Origin of the sequence: Arthrobacter pascens (genome assembly GCF_017052465.1) — a bacterium.
GTDB lineage: Bacteria > Actinomycetota > Actinomycetes > Actinomycetales > Micrococcaceae > Arthrobacter > Arthrobacter pascens.
In genome coordinates, this window is sequence record NZ_JAFHKT010000116.1 from 1 (window position 1) to 17,959 (window position 17,959).

The window sequence follows — 17,959 nt, forward strand, 5'->3', positions numbered from 1 at the left end:
GGCGAGCCCGGCAAATCAACCAATTCATATAAAATAAACCGGTATCAACAAACTTGGCACACTATTGAGTTCTCAAACAACAGACACACCCGGCACCACCACAACCAACCAAACGGTCGCGGATCGCTCCGGAGCAACTTTCCAAACTTACCCGCTCGCTTCGCCCTAGTCAAATCGGCTCCTGCGACTCCCTGATACCTGAGGCATCTTAGTCGCTGTACCGACCGACTCCGGGGAGCGGCGCGGAAATAAACTCTACCACTACTTTTCCCGGTAGCCAACCCGCCTGCAGAAGGCACGGAAGAGGCCCGGAATCACGGGGATTCCGGGCCTCTTCCGGCAGCCTGGTCAGAACCAGGGGTGCCGTCAGCTCACTGTCGTCTCCGGCAACTCGGCCTTGGCCGAACCGCCCGGCAGGGTCTGGGCATTCGTGCCGGCCGGCTTGAAGTAAACAACGCCCAGCGGCGGCAGCGTCACCGTCAACGTGGCGGGCTGGCCGTCGATGGCCACGTCCTCCGCTGCCAGGTCGCCGTCGTTGAGCACCCCGGAGCCACCGTAGGTCGCTGCATCAGTGTTGAGCACTTCGGTCCAGGCGCCCACGGACGGTACTCCGAGTGCGTAGTCCTTGTGCGGGCCTCCGGAGAAGTTGACCGCCACAACCACGGGGTTTCCCTCGGTGTCCCACCGGACGAAGGTCAGGACGTTGCGGTCCGCATCCGCTCCGTTGATCCACTGGAAACCGCCGGGCTCGTTGTCCCGTGAGTACAGTGCCGGCGTCGACTTGTACAGCTCGTTGAGGTCCTTCGTCAGTAGCTGGAGCCCGCGGTGGGCGGGGATGTCCGCCAGCCACCAGTCAAGGCCGTGCTGCTCGGACCATTCTGCTTCCTGGCCGAATTCGGTGCCCATGAAGATGAGCTGCTTGCCGGGGTGCGCCCACTGGTAACCGAGGAAGGCGCGCAGGTTTGCCAGTTGCTGCCAACGGTCGCCGGGCATCTTGCGGAGCATCGAACCCTTGCCGTGAACAACCTCGTCATGGCTGATGGGGAGGAGGAAGTTCTCGGTGAAGGCATAGACCATCGAGAAGGTGACTGTCCCGTGGTGCCACTTGCGGTTGACAGGATCCTCGGAGACGTACTTGAGCGAATCGTGCATCCAGCCCATGTTCCACTTGAGCCCGAAGCCGAGGCCGCCGTGGCTGGTGGGACCTGTGACGCCGGGGAAGGCGGTGGATTCTTCGGCAATCATGACTGCACCGGGATGGGTCTTGTACACGGTGGCGTTGGTTTCCTGGAGGAAGGAGATGGCCTCCAGGTTTTCGCGCCCGCCGAAGCGGTTCGGCTGCCACTGGCCGTGCTCGCGCGAGTAGTCCAGGTACAGCATTGAGGCGACTGCGTCCACCCGGAGACCGTCGATGTGGAACTCATCAAGCCAGTAGAGCGCGTTGGCCACCAGGAAGTTGCGGACCTCGGTGCGGCCGAAGTCGAAGATCAGGGTGCCCCAGTCCGGGTGCTCCCCCAGGTTCGGATCGGCGTGCTCGTACAGCGGCTGCCCGTCGAACTGGGCAAGCGCCCAGTTGTCTTTCGGGAAGTGTGCCGGCACCCAGTCCAGGATGACCCCAATGCCCGCCTGGTGGAGCGCATCCACCAGGTAGCGGAACTCGTCGGGGTGCCCGAAGCGTGACGTCGGCGCAAAGTAGGAGGTGACCTGGTAGCCCCAGGAGCCGCCGAACGGGTGTTCGGCCACCGGCATGAACTCGACATGGCTGAAGCCCAGCCACTGCACATACTCGACGAGTTCCTTGGCGAGTTCCCGGTAGCTGAGCCCCAGGCGCCAGGATCCGAGGTGGACCTCGTACACGCTCATGGGCGAGTTGTGCGGATCCCGCTCGGCGCGCGCCTTCATCCACTCGGCGTCCTCGAACCGGTAGTGGGACTCGACAACCCTGGAAGCAGTCAGCGGCGGCACCTCGGTGCCGAACGCCAGCGGGTCGGCCTTCTCTACCCAGTAACCGCCCTTGGTCTTGATCTCGAATTTGTAGCACGCGCCAGCCGCAACGCCGGGCACGAACAGTTCCCAGACGCCGGAGGACCCCAGTGATCGCAGGGAGTTTTCCCGCCCGTCCCAGGCGTTGAAGTCGCCCTTGACGCGGACTGCCTCGGCGTTGGGGGCCCACACGGCGAAGGACACGCCGTCGACGTCTCCCAGCGCAGACTTGTAGTGCTGGACATGGGCGCCCAGGACGGCCCACAGCTTCTCGTGGCGGCCCTCGCCGATCAGGTGCAGGTCCACTTCGCCCACGGTGGGGAGGTAGCGGTACGGCTCGTCCACCGTCACGGGTTCCGCGCCTTCGTAGGCCACTTCCAACCGGTAGTCCGGCACGTGGCCGGCCTGCAGGGGCTCCAGCACGGCGACCCAGACGCCGTCGGTCTCATGGGTCATCGGCACGGAACCGGCTTCGGTCACCACGGTGACCGCCTCGGCCAGGTGCTTGACGGTACGGATCGTTACGTGGCCGTAGTTATCCAGATGCGCACCCAGCACGGAGTGTGGGGCGTGATGCTCACCGGCCGCCACTCGTGAGAGCGTGTTCGCATCCACATGGAGGGGGGCATGGGGCCTATCTGTAGGTGCAGAGCCTGTCATCTTCTTACCTTCCGCTGCGGCTCCGGCCGATTCGCCGGGGCCTTTACTGCTGAGGAGCCGCCTGGACGCAGTCACAGGAATGGCTAGCCAGTCCGGCCTGTTGCGCAATTCATACACGACTTCGTACAACGCCTTGTCCAGCCACAATGCCACAAAGAGCGGGGACTTCCGGTCTATGGTGCCGGGAGTGACCTCGGAGTAGCCGGTCAGAAATGCCTCGGCGCAGTCGTCCACCCAGGATTCGGGCACCCGCGCTTCGCTGCTCTCGCGTTCCGCGGCGCCGGCGGCATAGTCGAAGGAGCGCAACATGCCCACCACGTCCCGCAGCGGGACGTCCGGAAAGTTCCGTTCCGAAATGGGCCGCATTGGCTCGCCCTCGAAATCGAGGATTGCCCACCGGTCCGGCCCGCCGTTTCGGCCGGGCACCTGGAGGATCTGGCCAAGGTGAAGGTCGCCGTGGATGCGCTGCAGCGCACCTGCCGGCGCCCCCTCCAGTTGCGTCAGGAGGCTGTGCAGTTCGTTCTCATAGGGCCCGACGGCGGGACCGGCTTCCGTCCAGGCCTGCCGCACCCGCTGGGCTACTCCGGGCGCAATGACCCCGCCGGGGACGGCCTCCGCGGAAACACCCAGGGTTTCCGCGAGCCGCCGGTGGACCGTCGCGGTGGCGTGGCCCAGGGCGTGGGCTTCCTGCGTGAAGTCCGTTCCTGCCGCGGCCGCATCGACCGCAAGCCGCCAGGCGTCCCGTCCGCCGGCCAGGAACTCGTGGGCAACGGCCAGTTCGCCTTGCACCGGGCGTGCCACGGCAGCGTCCGGTCCGGAACCGGTGGCCGCCGCCTGCTGCGGAAGCCACTGGCCGGTGACCCAGCCGAGCGTGGCCGGCACCTCTGAGGTCTGCGCTGCGGACAGGGCAGCTCCGACCTCCACCTCCGGATTGCGGCCGGCCGAAAGCACGCGAAAAAACTTGACGATGGCCGCGGAGACGCCGTCGTCGGCAATCACTGATGTGTTGGACTGTTCGCCAGAGAGGACGCGGACCGTGCCGGCGGCGCTCGGCAGCGGCTGGCCGCCGCCCGGGAGGTGCCCGCTGGCCGCCCCGCCCGAGGCGACTCCCTCTGTTCGCATGAGGTCAAGCCATTCGGCGATGAACACCGGATCGTGGACGCCATCGTAGATCCAGCGGTGCCCCAGTTCGGCGTCGTCGATTTCGCCGATGAGCGCGCGCCCGGCAGCAGCCAACGGCGTGCTGCGGTAGCTGAGCGGCACCTGGACAACATCGGTGCGGCCGCCGCCGTCGGCCGTTTGGGACACCACTGAGGCGAGGACCACCTCGAGTCCTGCCTCACCGGAGGAGTCATTGAGGGTGAAGCCGCCCACCGGGGTCAGCGAAAATGCGGCCGCCTTTACCGGGAACCAGCGCTGGCTTGGCAGCCACTGGCGCAGCAGCTCGTGGAGCGTCGGGGTCAGTGTGGATTGTGTCATGTCAGCCCTCAATGGACAGGATGGGCATCGCCTGGGTGTAAGGGGATGCAGGGTTGGAAGCGGCGGACCGTACGCGGAGCCAGAAGAAATCGTGGCTGCCAAGGGTTAGTGTCAGGTTCCCGTCCTCGCCGACTCCCGGGAACGTCTGGCCACCGAACACATCGCGGAGGCCGCGGCCGGCGAACTGCGGCAGCTTCAACGTCGTCGCCACCGGGTGCTGCGAAAGGTTGAAGGCGCACAGGATGGTTTCGGCTGGTTCCCCGGCCGTGTTGCCTTCCGGAAGTTCACGCAGGTAGGCCAGCACCACTTCGTGGTCGGCTTCGACGTGCCGGAAGCTGCCGAGGCCGAACGCGGCGTGGTTCCGCCTGACGCTCAGGATCTGCCGGGTCCAGCGCAGCAGCGACCCGGAGTGCGCGGCCTCCGCCTCAACATTGGCCATGCTGTAGTTGTAGACCAGCGACTGGATCACCGGGAGGTACAGCTTGCCCGGATCGGCGTTGGAGAATCCGGCGTTGCGGTCAGGGTTCCACTGCATGGGAGTGCGGACGGCATCGCGGTCTTCCAGCCAGATGTTGTCGCCCATGCCGATTTCGTCGCCGTAGTAGAGGAACGGGCTGCCCGGCAGCGACAGCAGCAGGGCGTTGATCAGTTCGATCTCGGCCCTGGAGTTGTCCAGCAGCGGCGCCAGGCGGCGCCTGATGCCGATGTTGGCCCGCATGCGGGGGTCCGGCGCGTACCAGCCGAGCATGGCGGCGCGCTCGTCGGAGGTGACCATTTCCAGCGTGAGCTCGTCGTGGTTCCGCAGGAAGGTCCCCCACTGAGCGCCCTCGGGGATGTCCGGGGTGTCGTGCATCGTTTCGATGATGGGGGCAGCCTTCTGGTCACGCAGGGCGTAGTACAGCCGCGGCATGATCGGGAAGTGAAAGGCCATGTGGCATTCCGGCTCTTCCTCGGTGCCGAAGTACTCCACCACTTCGTTGGGCGGCTGGTTGGCCTCCGCGATGATGACCCGGCCCGGGTAGCTCTCATCCACCATCTTCCGCAGCTTGCGGAGGAACTCGTGGGTGGCGGGCAGGTTTTCGCAGTTGGTGCCCTCCTCCTCGAACAGATACGGGATGGCGTCGGCCCGGAATCCGTCGATGCCCTGATCCAGCCAGAACCGCACGACGTCGAACAGCGCGTCGATGACCTTGGGGTTCTCGAAATTGAGGTCAGGCTGGTGGCTGAAGAACCGGTGCCAGAAGAACTGCCGCCGGATGGGATCGAACGTCCAGTTGGATTCCTCGGTGTCCACGAAGATGATGCGGGCGTCCTGGTACTTCTCATCGGTGTCGCTCCACACATAGAAGTCGCCGAACGGACCGTCCGGGTCCTTGCGCGACTCCTGGAACCAGGGGTGCTGGTCCGAGGTGTGGTTCAGCGGCAGGTCGATGATCACCCGGACGCCGCGGGCGTGGGCCTCGGCCACGAGCCGTTTGAAGTCGCTGATGGTGCCAAACTCATCGAGCACAGAGTTGTAGTCGGAGATGTCATAGCCGCCGTCACGAAGCGGTGACTGGAAGAACGGCGGAAGCCAGAGGCAGTCCACGCCCAGCCACTGCAGGTAGTCGAGCTTCTCGATCAGGCCGTGGAAATCACCCGACCCGTCGCCGTTGGCATCCGCAAAGCCCCGGACCAGCACTTCATAGAACACCGCCTTCCTGTACCACAGTGGATCATGCTGCAATCCCGGCGCATTGAGCTCGAATGTGCTCTTCGGAGTGAAGTGATGTGACGGGTTCTGCGGGCTGAAACTCACTGAGGCTACCTCCGGATGTTCAGTATGTGTGCAGGTTCAACGTGGGCATCGAGTCTGACGTAGTTGTACTCCCCCCATTCCCACGTCTCGCCCGAGATCAGGTCGTCCACCCTGAAGCCGCCGTTCGGCGTAAGGTCGTCCGGGTCGAGCTGCAGTGCGGCCAGATCCAGCGACACCGTGCTTTCCCGGGTGCTGTGCGGGTCCACGTTGACTACCACGATGAGGGTGTCCTTGGTGCCATCGGGCAGGGTCTTGTGCTTGGAGTACACGATGGTGGCGTCATCCGTGCTGTGGTGCAGGGTCAGGTTCTGCAGGTCCCCCAGCGCCGGATGTGCCTTGCGGATCTCGTTGAGCCTGGTCAGGTACGGGGCGAGGGTCCGGCCGGACGCGGCAGCAGCGTCCCAGTCCCTGGCCTTGTACTCGAACTTCTCGTTGTCGATGTACTCCTCCGCGCCGGGCCGGGCCACATGCTCGTACAGTTCGAAGCCGGCGTAGACGCCCCACAGCGGGCTGGCCGTTGCAGCCAGCGCAGCACGGATCTTGAAGGCCGCCGGCCCGCCGTACTGCAGGTACTCGGTGAGGATGTCCGGCGTATTGACGAAAAAGTTCGGCCGGAAGTAAGCCGGCGAGACATGGCTGACCTCCTGGAAGTACTCTTCCAGTTCTTTCTTCGTGTTTCGCCACGTGAAGTACGTGTACGACTGCTGGAAGCCCGCTCGGCCCAGCGCGTGCATCATGGCAGGCCGGGTAAATGCCTCAGCCAGAAATACGACTTCGGGGTTTTTCTTGTTGACCTTGGCGATCAGCCATTCCCAGAACCAGACCGGTTTGGTGTGCGGATTGTCCACGCGGAAGATCTTCACCCCGTGGCTGACCCAAAGCTGGACGATGCGGAGGATTTCCTTGGACAGGCCCTCGGGATCGTTGTCGAAGTTGAGCGGGTAGATGTCCTGGTACTTCTTGGGAGGGTTCTCGGCGTAGGCGATGCTCCCGTCCACCCTGGTGGTGAACCATTCCGGGTGGGACGTGACCCACGGGTGGTCCGGCGCCGCCTGCAGGGCGAGGTCCAGCGCCACCTCGAGGCCCAGCTCCGTGGCACGGGCTACGAAAGCATCGAAGTCCTCGAAGGTGCCGAGATCGGGGTGGATGGCGTCATGGCCGCCCTCCTTCGCCCCAATGGCCCAGGGTGATCCGGGGTCGTTCGGACCGGCGATCAGGGTGTTGTTGGGGCCCTTTCGGTGCTGGACACCGATGGGGTGGATTGGCGGCATGTAGATGACGTCGAAGCCCATGTCCGCGACAGCTTCCAGCCGCTTGGCCGCTGTCTGGAAGTTGCCGGAGGTCCAGGCGCCGGTCTCGTGGTTACGGACGGCGCCTTCGGAACGGGGGAAGAACTCGTACCAGGCACCGCGTCCGGCGAGGTCCCGCTCTACTAGGATCGGGAAACGTTCAGAAACCGTGACCAGCTCCCGGATCGGCTCGCGGCCAACGATCTCGACTACGTCTGCGCCGAACCCGGCAGCGAGACGCTCCTCAGCGGACTTGGAGGTATCGGACAGACCCACGACGGCGGCCCTGAGCGTGTTCCGGTCGGCGGAGTTGCGGAAGGACTCCTCGGCGGCCTGCGACAGCAGGGCAGCCCCCTCGTCCAGCATCAGTTCGACGTCGATGCCGGCTTCCACCTTGACCTCGGCGTTGTGGTGCCAGGTGCCATAGCGGTCGTGCCAGGCCTCGATGACGAAAGACCAGTTACCCGTGGCGTCGGGCGTGAGCATGCCTTCCCACAGGTCCGTGCCCTTGCCGCGGTCCCCGGGCGGGGGCTGGAGGCGCACACGCTGGCGCTCCTTGCCCGTCGGGTCCAGCAGGACGGCACTGACGCCCAGCTGGTCGTGGCCTTCACGGAAGGACTGTGCACTGACCACGATTCCTTCGCCAGGGAGCGCCTTGGCGGGAAACTTCCCCCCTTCGACTACCGGCTTAACGTTCGTGATCGGGAAACGACCAAATCGAAGGCCATCCGCGATCGAAGCTTTGGACGTTTGCTTGGCTGGGGCACTGGTTCGCGTGTTAGTCGTCACAGGCTCGACATTAGCGAGAAAAGCAAGCCATTGCTAAGCCTGCGATCTTAATTAATGAACTGATTCGTCATTTACCGGAAAGTAATCGAAACCGGTTCCTGCCGTTCATCTTCTCGATTAGTGTGGCGCAGGTGAAGGCAATCCGCAGATTTACCGTCCGAACCGTTCTTCCCGAGCCGATCCGGCCGCTGGCCCGGTTGGCCACGAACCTGCGCTGGTCCTGGCACCGGCCCACCAGGGAACTCTTTGAAGGACTCAACCCCAAGGTGTGGGCTGAATGCGGCAACGATCCGGTCAGCTTCCTCGGGCTGGTGGGCCGCGAAGAAATGCATCGGCTGGCCACGGACCGGGACGTCGTGGCCCGCGTGCGCGCCGCGGCGGACGACCTGGACCGGTACCTGGAGCAGCCGCGCTGGTACCAGGGCCTGGGCGAGGACGCTCCCGCCTCCATCGCGTACTTCTCCCCCGAATTCGGCATCACGGAGGTGCTGCCGCAGTACTCCGGCGGCCTGGGCATCCTGGCCGGAGACCACCTCAAGGCAGCGTCGGACCTCGGCGTTCCCCTGATCGGCGTGGGCCTGCTGTACCAGGCAGGCTACTTCAAGCAGTCCTTGTCCCGCGACGCCTGGCAGCAGGAGACGTATCCGGTCATTGACCCGGATGGGCTGCCCCTGACGCTGCTGCGCGAACCGTCCCCCGACGGAAGCGGAAAGCCCATCGAAATTTCGCTGCCGCTGCCCAACGGGCGGCGCCTTGCGGCGCACATCTGGCGTGCCGACGTCGGACGCGTTCCCCTGCTGCTGCTGGATTCCAACGTTCCGGGCAATGACGACGCCGCCCGCGGCATCACCGACCGCCTCTACGGCGGCGGCGGTGACCACCGCCTGCAGCAGGAGCTGTTGCTGGGCATGGGCGGGGTGAAGGCGCTGCGCGTCTACCAGCGGCTGACCGGAACCCCTGCCCCGGAGGTGTTCCACACCAATGAGGGCCATGCCGGTTTCCTCGGGGTCGAGCGGATCCAGGAACTGATGGCCGGTGATCAGGCACTCACCTTCGATGAAGCGCTGGCCGCGGGCCGCGCGTCCACGGTTTTCACCACGCATACGCCGGTGCCGGCCGGCATCGACCGCTTCGAAACCGCACAGATCCAGCACTTCTTCGAGGCGGGGCTTGCGCCTGACGTGCCGACTGCCCGCATCCTCGATCTGGGCCGCGAGAACTTTGCCGACGGCAACCCGTTCGTCTTCAACATGGCGGTCATGGGCCTGCGCCTCGCGCAGCGCGCCAACGGTGTGGCCAAGCTGCACGGCGAAGTGTCCCGCGGCATGTTCGCCGCCCTCTGGCCAGGATTCGATCACTCGGAGGTGCCCATCACGTCCGTGACGAACGGTGTGCACGTGCCGACGTGGGTAGATTCGAGGATTTCCAAGCTCGCCCGGGAACGGTTCGGCGCGGAAGCGGAAGCCATGGGTCGCTGGGACCTCGCCTACAACGTCAGCGACGCCGAGGTCTGGGGCCTGCGGCGCGAAATGCGGGCCTCGCTCGTGGAGGATGTCCGGCGCAGGCTCCGCGCGGCGTGGAAAAAGCGCGGCGCCGCGGATGCCGAGCTCGCGTGGACGGACTCCGTGCTGGATCCGGACGTCCTGACCATCGGCTTCGCCCGGCGTGTGCCCACGTACAAGCGGCTGACCCTGATGCTGCGCGAACCGGAACGGCTCAAGGCCTTGCTGCTGCACAAGGAGCACCCCATCCAGCTGGTCATTGCCGGCAAGTCCCACCCCGCGGACGACGCGGGGAAGAAGATGATCCAGGACCTGGTGCGCTTCACGGATGACCCCAAGGTCCGTCACCGCATCGTGTTCCTCCCCAACTACGACATCGCCATGGCCCGCACCCTGTTCCCGGGATGCGACGTCTGGCTTAACAACCCGCTGCGCCCGCTGGAAGCCTGCGGCACGTCCGGCATGAAGGCGGCCATCAACGGCTCCCTCAACCTTTCGGTGCTCGACGGCTGGTGGGATGAGATGTACGACGGCGAAAACGGCTGGGCGATTCCGACCGCCAACAACGGTGCTTCAGCGGACGAACGCGACGACATCGAGGCAGCCGCCCTGTACGAACTGCTCGAGACGCAGGTGGCGCCGCGCTTCTATGGCAACACGGTTTCCGAGGCGGCCGGGGCTGCCGGACCGTCCGCCACCGGCCACGAGAAGATCCCCACGCACTGGGTGTCCATGATCAAGCACACGCTCGCTCACTTGGGCCCGGCCGTCTCCGCCGAGCGCATGCTCCAGGACTATGTCAACGTGCTCTACCGGCCGGCTGCGATCTCCGGCCGGCACGCTGTGGCGTCCTCCTTCAGCCAGGCCAAGGAACTCGCGGCGTGGACCTCCAAGGTCCGTGCAGCCTGGCCCCAGCTCCACGTGGAGCATGTGGATTCCCTGGGCGTGTCCGAGGATCCGCAGATCGGCGACACCCTCGAAGTCAATGCCTACGTGGGACTGCACACCCTGACGCCCCAGGACGTGGCTGTGGAAGTCGCCTACGGGCAGGCCGAGGAGAGCGATGAACTCGCCAACGTGACCCTTGTAGAGCTTGATCCGAAGGACGAACTCGGCAACGGCCGCTACTTGTTCACAGGCTCCATCGTGATCGACCGCTCCGGGTCCTTCGGCTACACGGTGCGCGTGCTGCCCAAGCACGATGCGCTGGCATCCAAGGCGGAGCTGGGACTGATCGTCAACGCCTAAGCCGGGTGGCGCCGCAGCTCAGCCATCCTCGGCTACAGGAGCACCGCGATGACGGCCAGGTCCTTCCCGGCGTAGCTTTCGGCGTCCTGGAGGATTTCGCAGATGATGCCGAAGGACCTGTCGCTGCGGAAGGCTGCCGGCACCTGCCAGATGACCGTGAGGGGCTCCTCTCCGTTGTCGGAGATGGCGTCCGCGAAGTCGTGCAGTGAGTCGTTGAGTGCGTCCAGGTTAACGCCGTAGTGTTCCGGGAATTCCAGTGCTTCGCCGAAGGTGGCCAGCACTTCCTTCCTGGAATCGGCCGCCGGGACCACGAGGCTGCGGCGGCCGGCGTCGGCGACCTGGTCAGTCAGTTCCTCGACGGTCCACGTGTCTGCGGAATAGATCTTCATTGCGCTATTTGCCCTCTGCTATGAACTTGAACGACCCGTAGTGGTCTGCCGTGTAGTATTTTTCGCCCGCCTTGCCCGCCACGATTCTGCGGGCGCCGCGGTCGGATTCACCGGGTGTGGGGACAGTGTACTCGCGGTAATATCCGCCGGATTTCCGCGGCAGGATCCGCTCAAAGTTTCCGAACGTCACGCCGTCGCGCTCGTAAGGGTACGGCCCGCCCCGGCGGATGAGCGCGAGGGTTCTGCGGCCTTCGGCGGGAAGCTGCGATTCCCGGATGGTGGCCAGGCCTGAGGGGTTGGGAACCGCACTGACCTCTGCCGTTGCCGAAGGTGCGCGCGAGGACGGTGCCGCCGTCCCGGATTCCGCCGGGGCGGGACCGCCCGGCTGCGGCTGCAGCCCGCTGGACACGACGAGCGCCACTCCCAGCAGCACCACCAGCACCACGGCTGCCAACAACCTGCGCATGTTCACGCTTTCCCGTCCGGTGGTGCTAGGTGCGGTAGATGTTGATGGTGTTGGCCTGCACGACGTCCCGCTCGCCGGACGCCACCTCGAAACCCTGGCGCTGGTCATGGAGGTCGGATGTGGTCAGGCGCAGTTCGAACAGCCGCTTGGCTGTGCCGTCGTCGTTGACCGCCTGGGGAAGGGCGACCTGGATATCTTCCCGGCCGCCGTTGACCACAATCAGACCGGCCATCTGCCCATCGTCCGAGCCCAACAGCAGCTGCACCACCCGATGCCTGGGATCGTTCCACCGTTCCATGGTCATCGGCTCGCCATTCTGGTCATACCAAAACAGGTACGACAGCGCGTCCCGCACCGGATAGTCATGCGGCTGCCCGGCAAGGAATTCCTTGCGCAGCCGGATGACACGCTTGGTGCTCCGGAGCATGGCGTGCGATTCTGGCGTGCTGGTCCAGTCAAGCCAGGCGAGCGGGTTGTCCTGGCAGTAGGCATTGTTGTTGCCCTGCTGGGTGCGGCCCAGTTCATCGCCGGCCGTGATCATGGGGACCCCGAGGGAGATCATCAGCGAGGCCATCAGGTTCCGCTGGGTCTGAGCCCGCCGGGCAAGGATGGTTTCGTCCTCGGTCGGGCCTTCAAGGCCGTGGTTGTAGCTGCGGTTGTCGCCGTGCCCATCCCGGTTCTGTTCCCCGTTGGCCTCGTTGTGCTTGCGGTCGTAGGACACAAGGTCGGCCATGGTGAATCCGTCATGGGCCGTGATGAAGTTCAGCGAGGCCAGCCTGGAGCGGCCTGACGGTTCGAAGAGGCTGGCGGAACCGGACATGGCATCTGCCAGCCGGGCCACCGAGCCGCCGTGGCCGCCGGCCTCGATGGCCGCGCGGTCGGCGAGCCAGAACGAACGCATGGCATCGCGGTAGTGGTCGTTCCAGTCAACCCAGCCGCCCGGGAAGCGGCCGGTCTGCCAGCCCCCGTACCCTACGTCCCAGGGTTCGGCTATGAGCTTGACCCGCGACAGTACCGCATCGGCAGCAACTGCCTTCAGGAAGGGGTGGTTCGGATCAAACTCATTGGCGGCGTTCCGGCAGAGCGTCACGGCGAGGTCGAAACGGAAGCCGTCCACGTGGAATTCATCCACCCAGTACCGGAGCGAATCCAGCACGAGCTGCACGACGCGCGGCTCGCCAAAGTTGAGTGTGTTCCCGCAGCCGGTGGTATCGATGTACCTGCCGTTGCCGTCCGTGCGGTAGTACTTCTCCTCCCCCAGCCCTCGGAAACAGACAGTGTTTCCGTCCGGCCCGCCTTCGGCGGTGTGGTTGTAGACCACGTCCAGGATGACCTCGATGCCGGCGGCGTGCAGGAGCTTGACCATGCCCTTGAACTCATCCTGCACCGCCTGCGGCCCGGACTCCTGCGCAGACTGCGTTGCATATGCGGGGTGCGGGGCAAAGAACGCGGCGGTGTTGTAGCCCCAGTAATTTGTCAGGCCCAGGTTCTGAAGGTGCGGCTCGTCGAGGTGGAAATGGACCGGCAGCAGCTGCACCGCAGTAATTCCAAGGCCGGTGAGGTGCTCAATCATCGCAGGGTGGGCCATGCCGGCGTAGGTGCCGCGCAGCGCCTCCGGGATGTCCGGGTGCAGCATGCTCTGCCCACGGACGTGTGCCTCGTAGATGATGGTGTCCCGCCACGGGGTGTGCAGCCTGTCGTCGGATCCCCAGTCGAAGTCGCTTGACATCCTCACGCTGGTGAGCAGGTCCCCGCGCTGGTCCACCGCCCGCCCATAGGGATCGAGCAGCAGCGGGTGCCGCTCGCCGTCGTCGAAATCCACTGTGGGGACCGAGAGCGGAAGGACCTCGGCATCGGGGGCGGCACGGAAGCCGTAGCGCGAGCCGATGGGGAGGCCCTCGACAATGCCGTGATGGACGCCGTCGGTGACGTTCGGCAGGGTCTGGATGCGCCAACTGCCGCCCGGTGCCTGGTAGGCGATCTCCAGGGTCCGTACACCGGGAGCATAGACCGCCACGTTAGTTCCGCCGGAGGAGCCGTCAGCGGCCGGCCCCGGGCGGAGAGTACTTACGCCGAGGGGCAACGCCCGGGAGGCGTCTACTGCGGAGGCTGTGTCTACTAAGGGCATTACCATCGATTAAAGCTTAACTGTCACGTTCTAAAAGCCGTTCTATTCCGGCGTGTGACGTTTCGCTAACGTGGCGGCGCCGCTGCCGACCGGAATAAGGCACCGAGGTGGAGGTATTTGTGAAGATTGCACTGGCCCAGATCATCACCGGTCGGGACGTGGAGGGCAACCTGGTCCTGGTTGCGGAGTACGCCCGCCGGGCCAAGGAAGGCGGCGCCGAACTGGTTGTTTTCCCCGAGGCCACCATGCGCGCGTTTGGAAATCCGCTGATCGGCATCGCTGAGCAGCTCGATGGACCTTGGGCGGACCGGGTCCGTTCCATTGCTGCCGAGCTGGGCATCGTCATCGTCGCCGGTATGTTCACCCCCGGTGCGGCGTCCGCGGCAGGAGGCGGCAAGGTCCGGAACACGCTGCTCGTGACCGGCCCGGGCGTCGAAGCAAGCTACGACAAGGTGCATCTGTTCGACGCGTTCGGCTTCCTTGAGTCGGATACCGTGGACGCCGGAAGGGGGCCTGTGACGTTCGACGCCGGCGGTCTCACCTTCGGCTTGGCCACCTGCTACGACATCCGGTTCCCGTCCCTCTTCACCGCAAATGCCGACCGCGGAGCCGTTGCCAACATCATTTGCGCGTCCTGGGGTTCCGGCCCGGGCAAGGTGGACCAGTGGAAGCTTTTGGCCCGTGCCCGCGCCATCGACACCACGACCTATGTGCTTGCCTGCGGCCAAGGTGACCCTGCCACCGAGGGCATCGAACCGCGCGGCGTAGCGCCCACCGGAGTTGGGCACTCCGCCGTCGTCTCGCCGTTCGGTGAGGTGCTGGCAGAGCTCGACGGCGCCGCCGGCCTGTTGTTCGCCGACCTCGATCCCGCCGTCGTCAAGGAAGCCCAAACCAGGCTGCCCGTCCTGGCCAACCGCCGCTCGTTCTAGGCAGGCGCTGAGCGCAGCTTCCGCACCCAAGGATGACCCTCCCGCACTTCCCACAACCTAACGGAAACCCTCCCGCACTTCCCGCAACTTAAACGGAAACCCTCCCGCAAATGATGAACTGCGGGAGGGTTTCCCGTTTTCCGGCAAGAAGTGCGGGAGGGTTTCCCGTTCTCCTGCAAAAACTGCGGGAGGGTTCTCATCTATCCAGCGAAAGGTGAGGGAGCGTCTCGACAGGCTCGACGACCAGAGGGTGCCGTTCCCGCTAGCCGTCGACGGCGGACACCACCCGGGAGGGTTCTACTTCGTTGCGCGCTGGCGGGACACTTCGTAGAGGGAGATACCGACGGCCATGGAGGCGTTGAGCGATTCCATGGCGGAGTCGATCGGGATCGAGACGATCTGGTCGCAGTTCTCGCGGACCAGCCGGCTGAGGCCCTTGCCTTCTGAACCGACCACGATGCAGACCGGCTCGGTGGCCAGGGTGAGGTCCGGCAGGGAAACGTCGCCGTCGCCGTCGAGCCCCAAAACGAAGATGCCCATGTTCTTGAACTGCTTCAGGGCGTTGTTCAGGTTCGACGCACGAGCCACGGGCACGCGGACGGCCGCGCCGGCGCTGGTCTTCCAGGCGGAGGCCGTGACACCCACGGAGCGGCGCTCGGGGACGATGACGCCGTGGCCGCTGAATGCGGACACCGAGCGGATGATCGCGCCCAGGTTGCGGGGATCCGTAATGCCGTCGAGGGCGACAAAGAGGGGTGCGTTCGAGACGTGCCCCTTCTTCCAGCGGTCCACGGTCTGTTCAGCGAGATCGTAGGCGTCCTGGTATTCGTACGGCGGGATCTGCAGCACGAGGCCCTGGTGCACGGCGTCGTCGGTCATCCGGTCGAGCTCGGGCTTGCCGGTTTCCAGCAGCGGGATGCCGCGTTCGGCAGCGAGTTTGAGGGATTCCTTGACGCGGTCGTCCATCTCGATCCGGATGGCCACGTGCAGTGCCTTCGCCGGGATCCCGGCGCGGAGCGCCTCCACGACAGAGTTCCGGCCCGTGACTACTTCCTCAGTGGCGCGGCCCTTCGGGCCCGACCGTGCACCGGCGCTGCGGCCGCCGCCGCCGGAGCGCTTGGCCTCGGAGCGCTCGGAGAGCTGCTTGTTCTTGTAGGCCTTGTGATACGGGCGGTCTTCGGCCTTGGGGGTTGGCCCCTTGCCTTCGAGTGCCTTGCGGCCGTGGCCACCGGTTCCGGTGGTGGGGCCCTTCTTGAGCTTGCGGATTGCGCCCGGGCGACCGTTGTTGGCCATGAGTTCCACCCTTGGTTGTATTGAGTACGTCTGAACTCCAGTCTACTGACTCAAGTTAAATCGCTGACCGGGGCGGGTCGCTGCCGGAGGAATCAGCCGCGCTGAAGGCTCCACGTGGCGCCGTCCGCGCCGTCTTCAACCACGACGCCGGCGGCCGAGAGCGCGTCCCTGATGGCGTCCGAGGCGGCCCAGTCCTTCCGGGCTCGGGCATCGGCGCGGGCGGCGAGCTGCGCCTCCACGAGAGTTCCGAGGGCGGAGGTGGCCTGATCGTCGACGGCGGGCTGCGCGGCGTCGCTGATTCCCAGGACGCGGAGCATGTCGGTCACGCTGGTGAGCGCCTGCCGTGCCGCCGCGAAGTCGCCGGCGGTGAGCGCTGAATTACCGGCCCGGACGGTGTCGTGCAGCGACGCGAGGGCCTGCGGCACGTTGAGGTCATCGTCCATGGCGGCGGCGAACGCGTCCGGCACCGTGCCGTGGCTGCCGAAGAGCAGGGAGCCGTCCGCCGACAGCGCCCGTACAGCCCTCGCGATGAAGCCGTCGATGCGTTCGACGGCGGCGGTGGCTTCCTGCAGGGACGTCGGCTGGTAGTCCAGCACAGAGCGGTACTGCGCCTGGCCGAGGTAGTAGCGGACCACGCGGGGCGGGGCGAGTTCCAGCATTTCAGCCGGGCTGACGGTGTTGCCGACTGACTTGGACATCTTCTCGCCCTGATAGGTGACCATGCCGTTGTGCATCCAGAAGTTGGCGAAGGGGTGGCCGGCGGCCTGCGACTGGGCCATCTCGTTCTCGTGGTGCGGGAAGCGCAGATCCAGCCCGCCGCCGTGGATGTCGAATTCGGTGCCGAGGTACTTGGTGACCATCGCGGAGCATTCGAGGTGCCAGCCGGGGCGGCCGGCGCCCCACGGCGAAACCCAGCTTGCCGTCGTCGGCTCGCCCTCCTTGTGCCCCTTCCACAGCGCGAAGTCCCGCGGGTCCTTCTTGCCGCGGGGGTCAGCGTCAGTGGCCCCCTGCATGTCGTCGATCTTCTGCCGGGTGAGCGAGCCGTATTTGTTCCACGAGCGCACGTCGAAGTAGACGTCGCCCGAGCCGTCCGGCGCCGGGTAGGCGTGGCCGCGGTCGATCAGCTGCTGGATGAGGGCGTGCATCTCGGGGATGTGGCCCGTCGCCCGGGGTTCGTAGGTGGGCCGGGAGACACCGAGGGCGTCGTAGGCCTTGAGGAACTCCTGCTCGTACCGGTAGGCCAGGGCCCACCATTCCTCTTCCGGTACGGTGTCCGGTTCGTGCTCGAAGTCCGGGTGAAAGGATGCCTCGGACTTGGCGAGGATCTTGTCGTCGATGTCGGTGACGTTCCGGACGACGGTGACGCGGAACCCTCGGTACTCAAGCCAGCGCGTGAGCTGGTCGAAGGCGATGGCGGAGCGGATGTGCCCCACATGCGGCATGCCCTGCACCGTGGCGCCGCAGTAATACAGGCTTACCTTGCCCGGTACCAGGGGAACGAAGTCGCGGACTTCGGCGGATGCAGTGTCGTAAAAGCGGAGGGTCACCGCTCCAGATTAGCCGATGCCTCTGTCCCCGCTTACTTCCCGCTTACGCGCTTCCGTCTACTTGCAGACATCGCCGATCCTGTTGTTCTGCCTGGTGAGCTCGGCGACCTGCTCCGCGCTCTTGTTCCCGAGTGATGTGCCGGCGACCTGCTTCATGATGTCGGCCATCTTCCGGATCGGATCGGCGACTTCCTCGGCCACCTTGTCGGCAACCTCCTCGTAGTGCTTGGCGATCTGCTCTGCCTGCTGCTGCTGGTTTCCGGTGGGTTTGAACGTGTCGCTATTGAGGAAGGTGCAGCTCTCGCCCACGCTCATCCTGGGCGTACCGCCGCAGCCTGAAAGCAACAGGCAGGCAATCACGACGGCGGGAAGCAGCTTTTTCACGGGAGGTCTCCTGGTGTTGCGGTACAGATCGTGCCGGCGGGCGCGCCGCCGGTCCTGTTCCAGCGTAGGCGATTG

The 17,959-nt window shown here is 65.4% G+C and carries 11 protein-coding genes; 2 read left to right on the top strand and 9 right to left on the bottom strand.

Annotation, left to right across the window (positions count from 1 at the left end):
• Positions 1-366: 366 nt before the first annotated feature.
• From JYA52_RS05775 to JYA52_RS05785, 3 genes are read right to left on the bottom strand one after another with little or no spacing between them, the layout of a single operon-like run.
• Positions 367-4,122, bottom strand: coding sequence for a 1,4-alpha-glucan branching enzyme (locus tag JYA52_RS05775; protein ID WP_205652251.1), 3,756 nt, complete (start codon positions 4,120-4,122; stop codon positions 367-369).
• Position 4,123: 1 nt separating this feature from the next.
• The gene (gene treS, locus JYA52_RS05780; protein WP_205652252.1) at positions 4,124-5,920 is read right to left on the bottom strand and encodes a maltose alpha-D-glucosyltransferase; all 1,797 of its coding nucleotides are present in this window, start codon (positions 5,918-5,920) and stop codon (positions 4,124-4,126) included.
• A 5-nt stretch (positions 5,921-5,925) separates the two neighbouring features.
• Positions 5,926-7,998 carry an alpha-1,4-glucan--maltose-1-phosphate maltosyltransferase gene (locus tag JYA52_RS05785; protein ID WP_205652253.1) on the bottom strand — a complete coding sequence of 691 codons (2,073 nt, stop codon included), beginning with the start codon at positions 7,996-7,998 and terminating at the stop codon, positions 5,926-5,928.
• A gap of 131 nt (positions 7,999-8,129) precedes the next feature.
• Here JYA52_RS05785 and glgP point away from each other — a divergent pair, with 131 nt between their 5' ends.
• Positions 8,130-10,748 carry an alpha-glucan family phosphorylase gene (gene glgP / locus JYA52_RS05790; RefSeq protein WP_205652254.1) on the top strand — a complete coding sequence of 873 codons (2,619 nt, stop codon included), beginning with the start codon at positions 8,130-8,132 and terminating at the stop codon, positions 10,746-10,748.
• A gap of 32 nt (positions 10,749-10,780) precedes the next feature.
• Here glgP and JYA52_RS05795 read toward each other — a convergent pair whose 3' ends face one another.
• The 3 genes from JYA52_RS05795 to glgX are packed head-to-tail and all read right to left on the bottom strand — an operon-like array spanning position 10,781 to position 13,737.
• Positions 10,781-11,137: a barstar family protein gene (locus JYA52_RS05795; RefSeq protein WP_205652255.1), complete on the bottom strand. Its 357-nt coding sequence runs from the start codon at positions 11,135-11,137 to the stop codon at positions 10,781-10,783.
• A gap of 4 nt (positions 11,138-11,141) precedes the next feature.
• A complete protein-coding gene (locus JYA52_RS05800) occupies positions 11,142-11,603 on the bottom strand; it encodes a guanyl-specific ribonuclease (RefSeq protein WP_205652256.1) in 462 nt (153 codons plus the stop codon).
• A 25-nt stretch (positions 11,604-11,628) separates the two neighbouring features.
• On the bottom strand, positions 11,629-13,737 hold the full coding sequence (gene glgX, locus JYA52_RS05805; RefSeq protein WP_205652257.1) for a glycogen debranching protein GlgX: 2,109 nt from the start codon (positions 13,735-13,737) through the stop codon (positions 11,629-11,631).
• 113 nt (positions 13,738-13,850) lie between these two features.
• Here glgX and JYA52_RS05810 point away from each other — a divergent pair, with 113 nt between their 5' ends.
• Positions 13,851-14,660, top strand: coding sequence for a carbon-nitrogen hydrolase family protein (locus JYA52_RS05810; RefSeq protein ID WP_205652258.1), 810 nt, complete (start codon positions 13,851-13,853; stop codon positions 14,658-14,660).
• A gap of 297 nt (positions 14,661-14,957) precedes the next feature.
• On the opposite strand, the gene rlmB is transcribed toward JYA52_RS05810, so the two are convergent.
• From rlmB to JYA52_RS05825, 3 genes are all read right to left on the bottom strand, one after another.
• Positions 14,958-15,953 (bottom strand): 23S rRNA (guanosine(2251)-2'-O)-methyltransferase RlmB, encoded by a 996-nt coding sequence (gene rlmB / locus JYA52_RS05815; RefSeq protein WP_205652259.1) that lies wholly within the window; start codon positions 15,951-15,953, stop codon positions 14,958-14,960.
• A gap of 92 nt (positions 15,954-16,045) precedes the next feature.
• On the bottom strand, positions 16,046-17,500 hold the full coding sequence (gene cysS / locus JYA52_RS05820; RefSeq protein ID WP_205652260.1) for a cysteine--tRNA ligase: 1,455 nt from the start codon (positions 17,498-17,500) through the stop codon (positions 16,046-16,048).
• A gap of 57 nt (positions 17,501-17,557) precedes the next feature.
• On the bottom strand, positions 17,558-17,884 hold the full coding sequence (locus JYA52_RS05825) for a hypothetical protein (protein ID WP_205652261.1): 327 nt from the start codon (positions 17,882-17,884) through the stop codon (positions 17,558-17,560).
• Between the last annotated feature and the right edge of the window lie 75 nt (positions 17,885-17,959).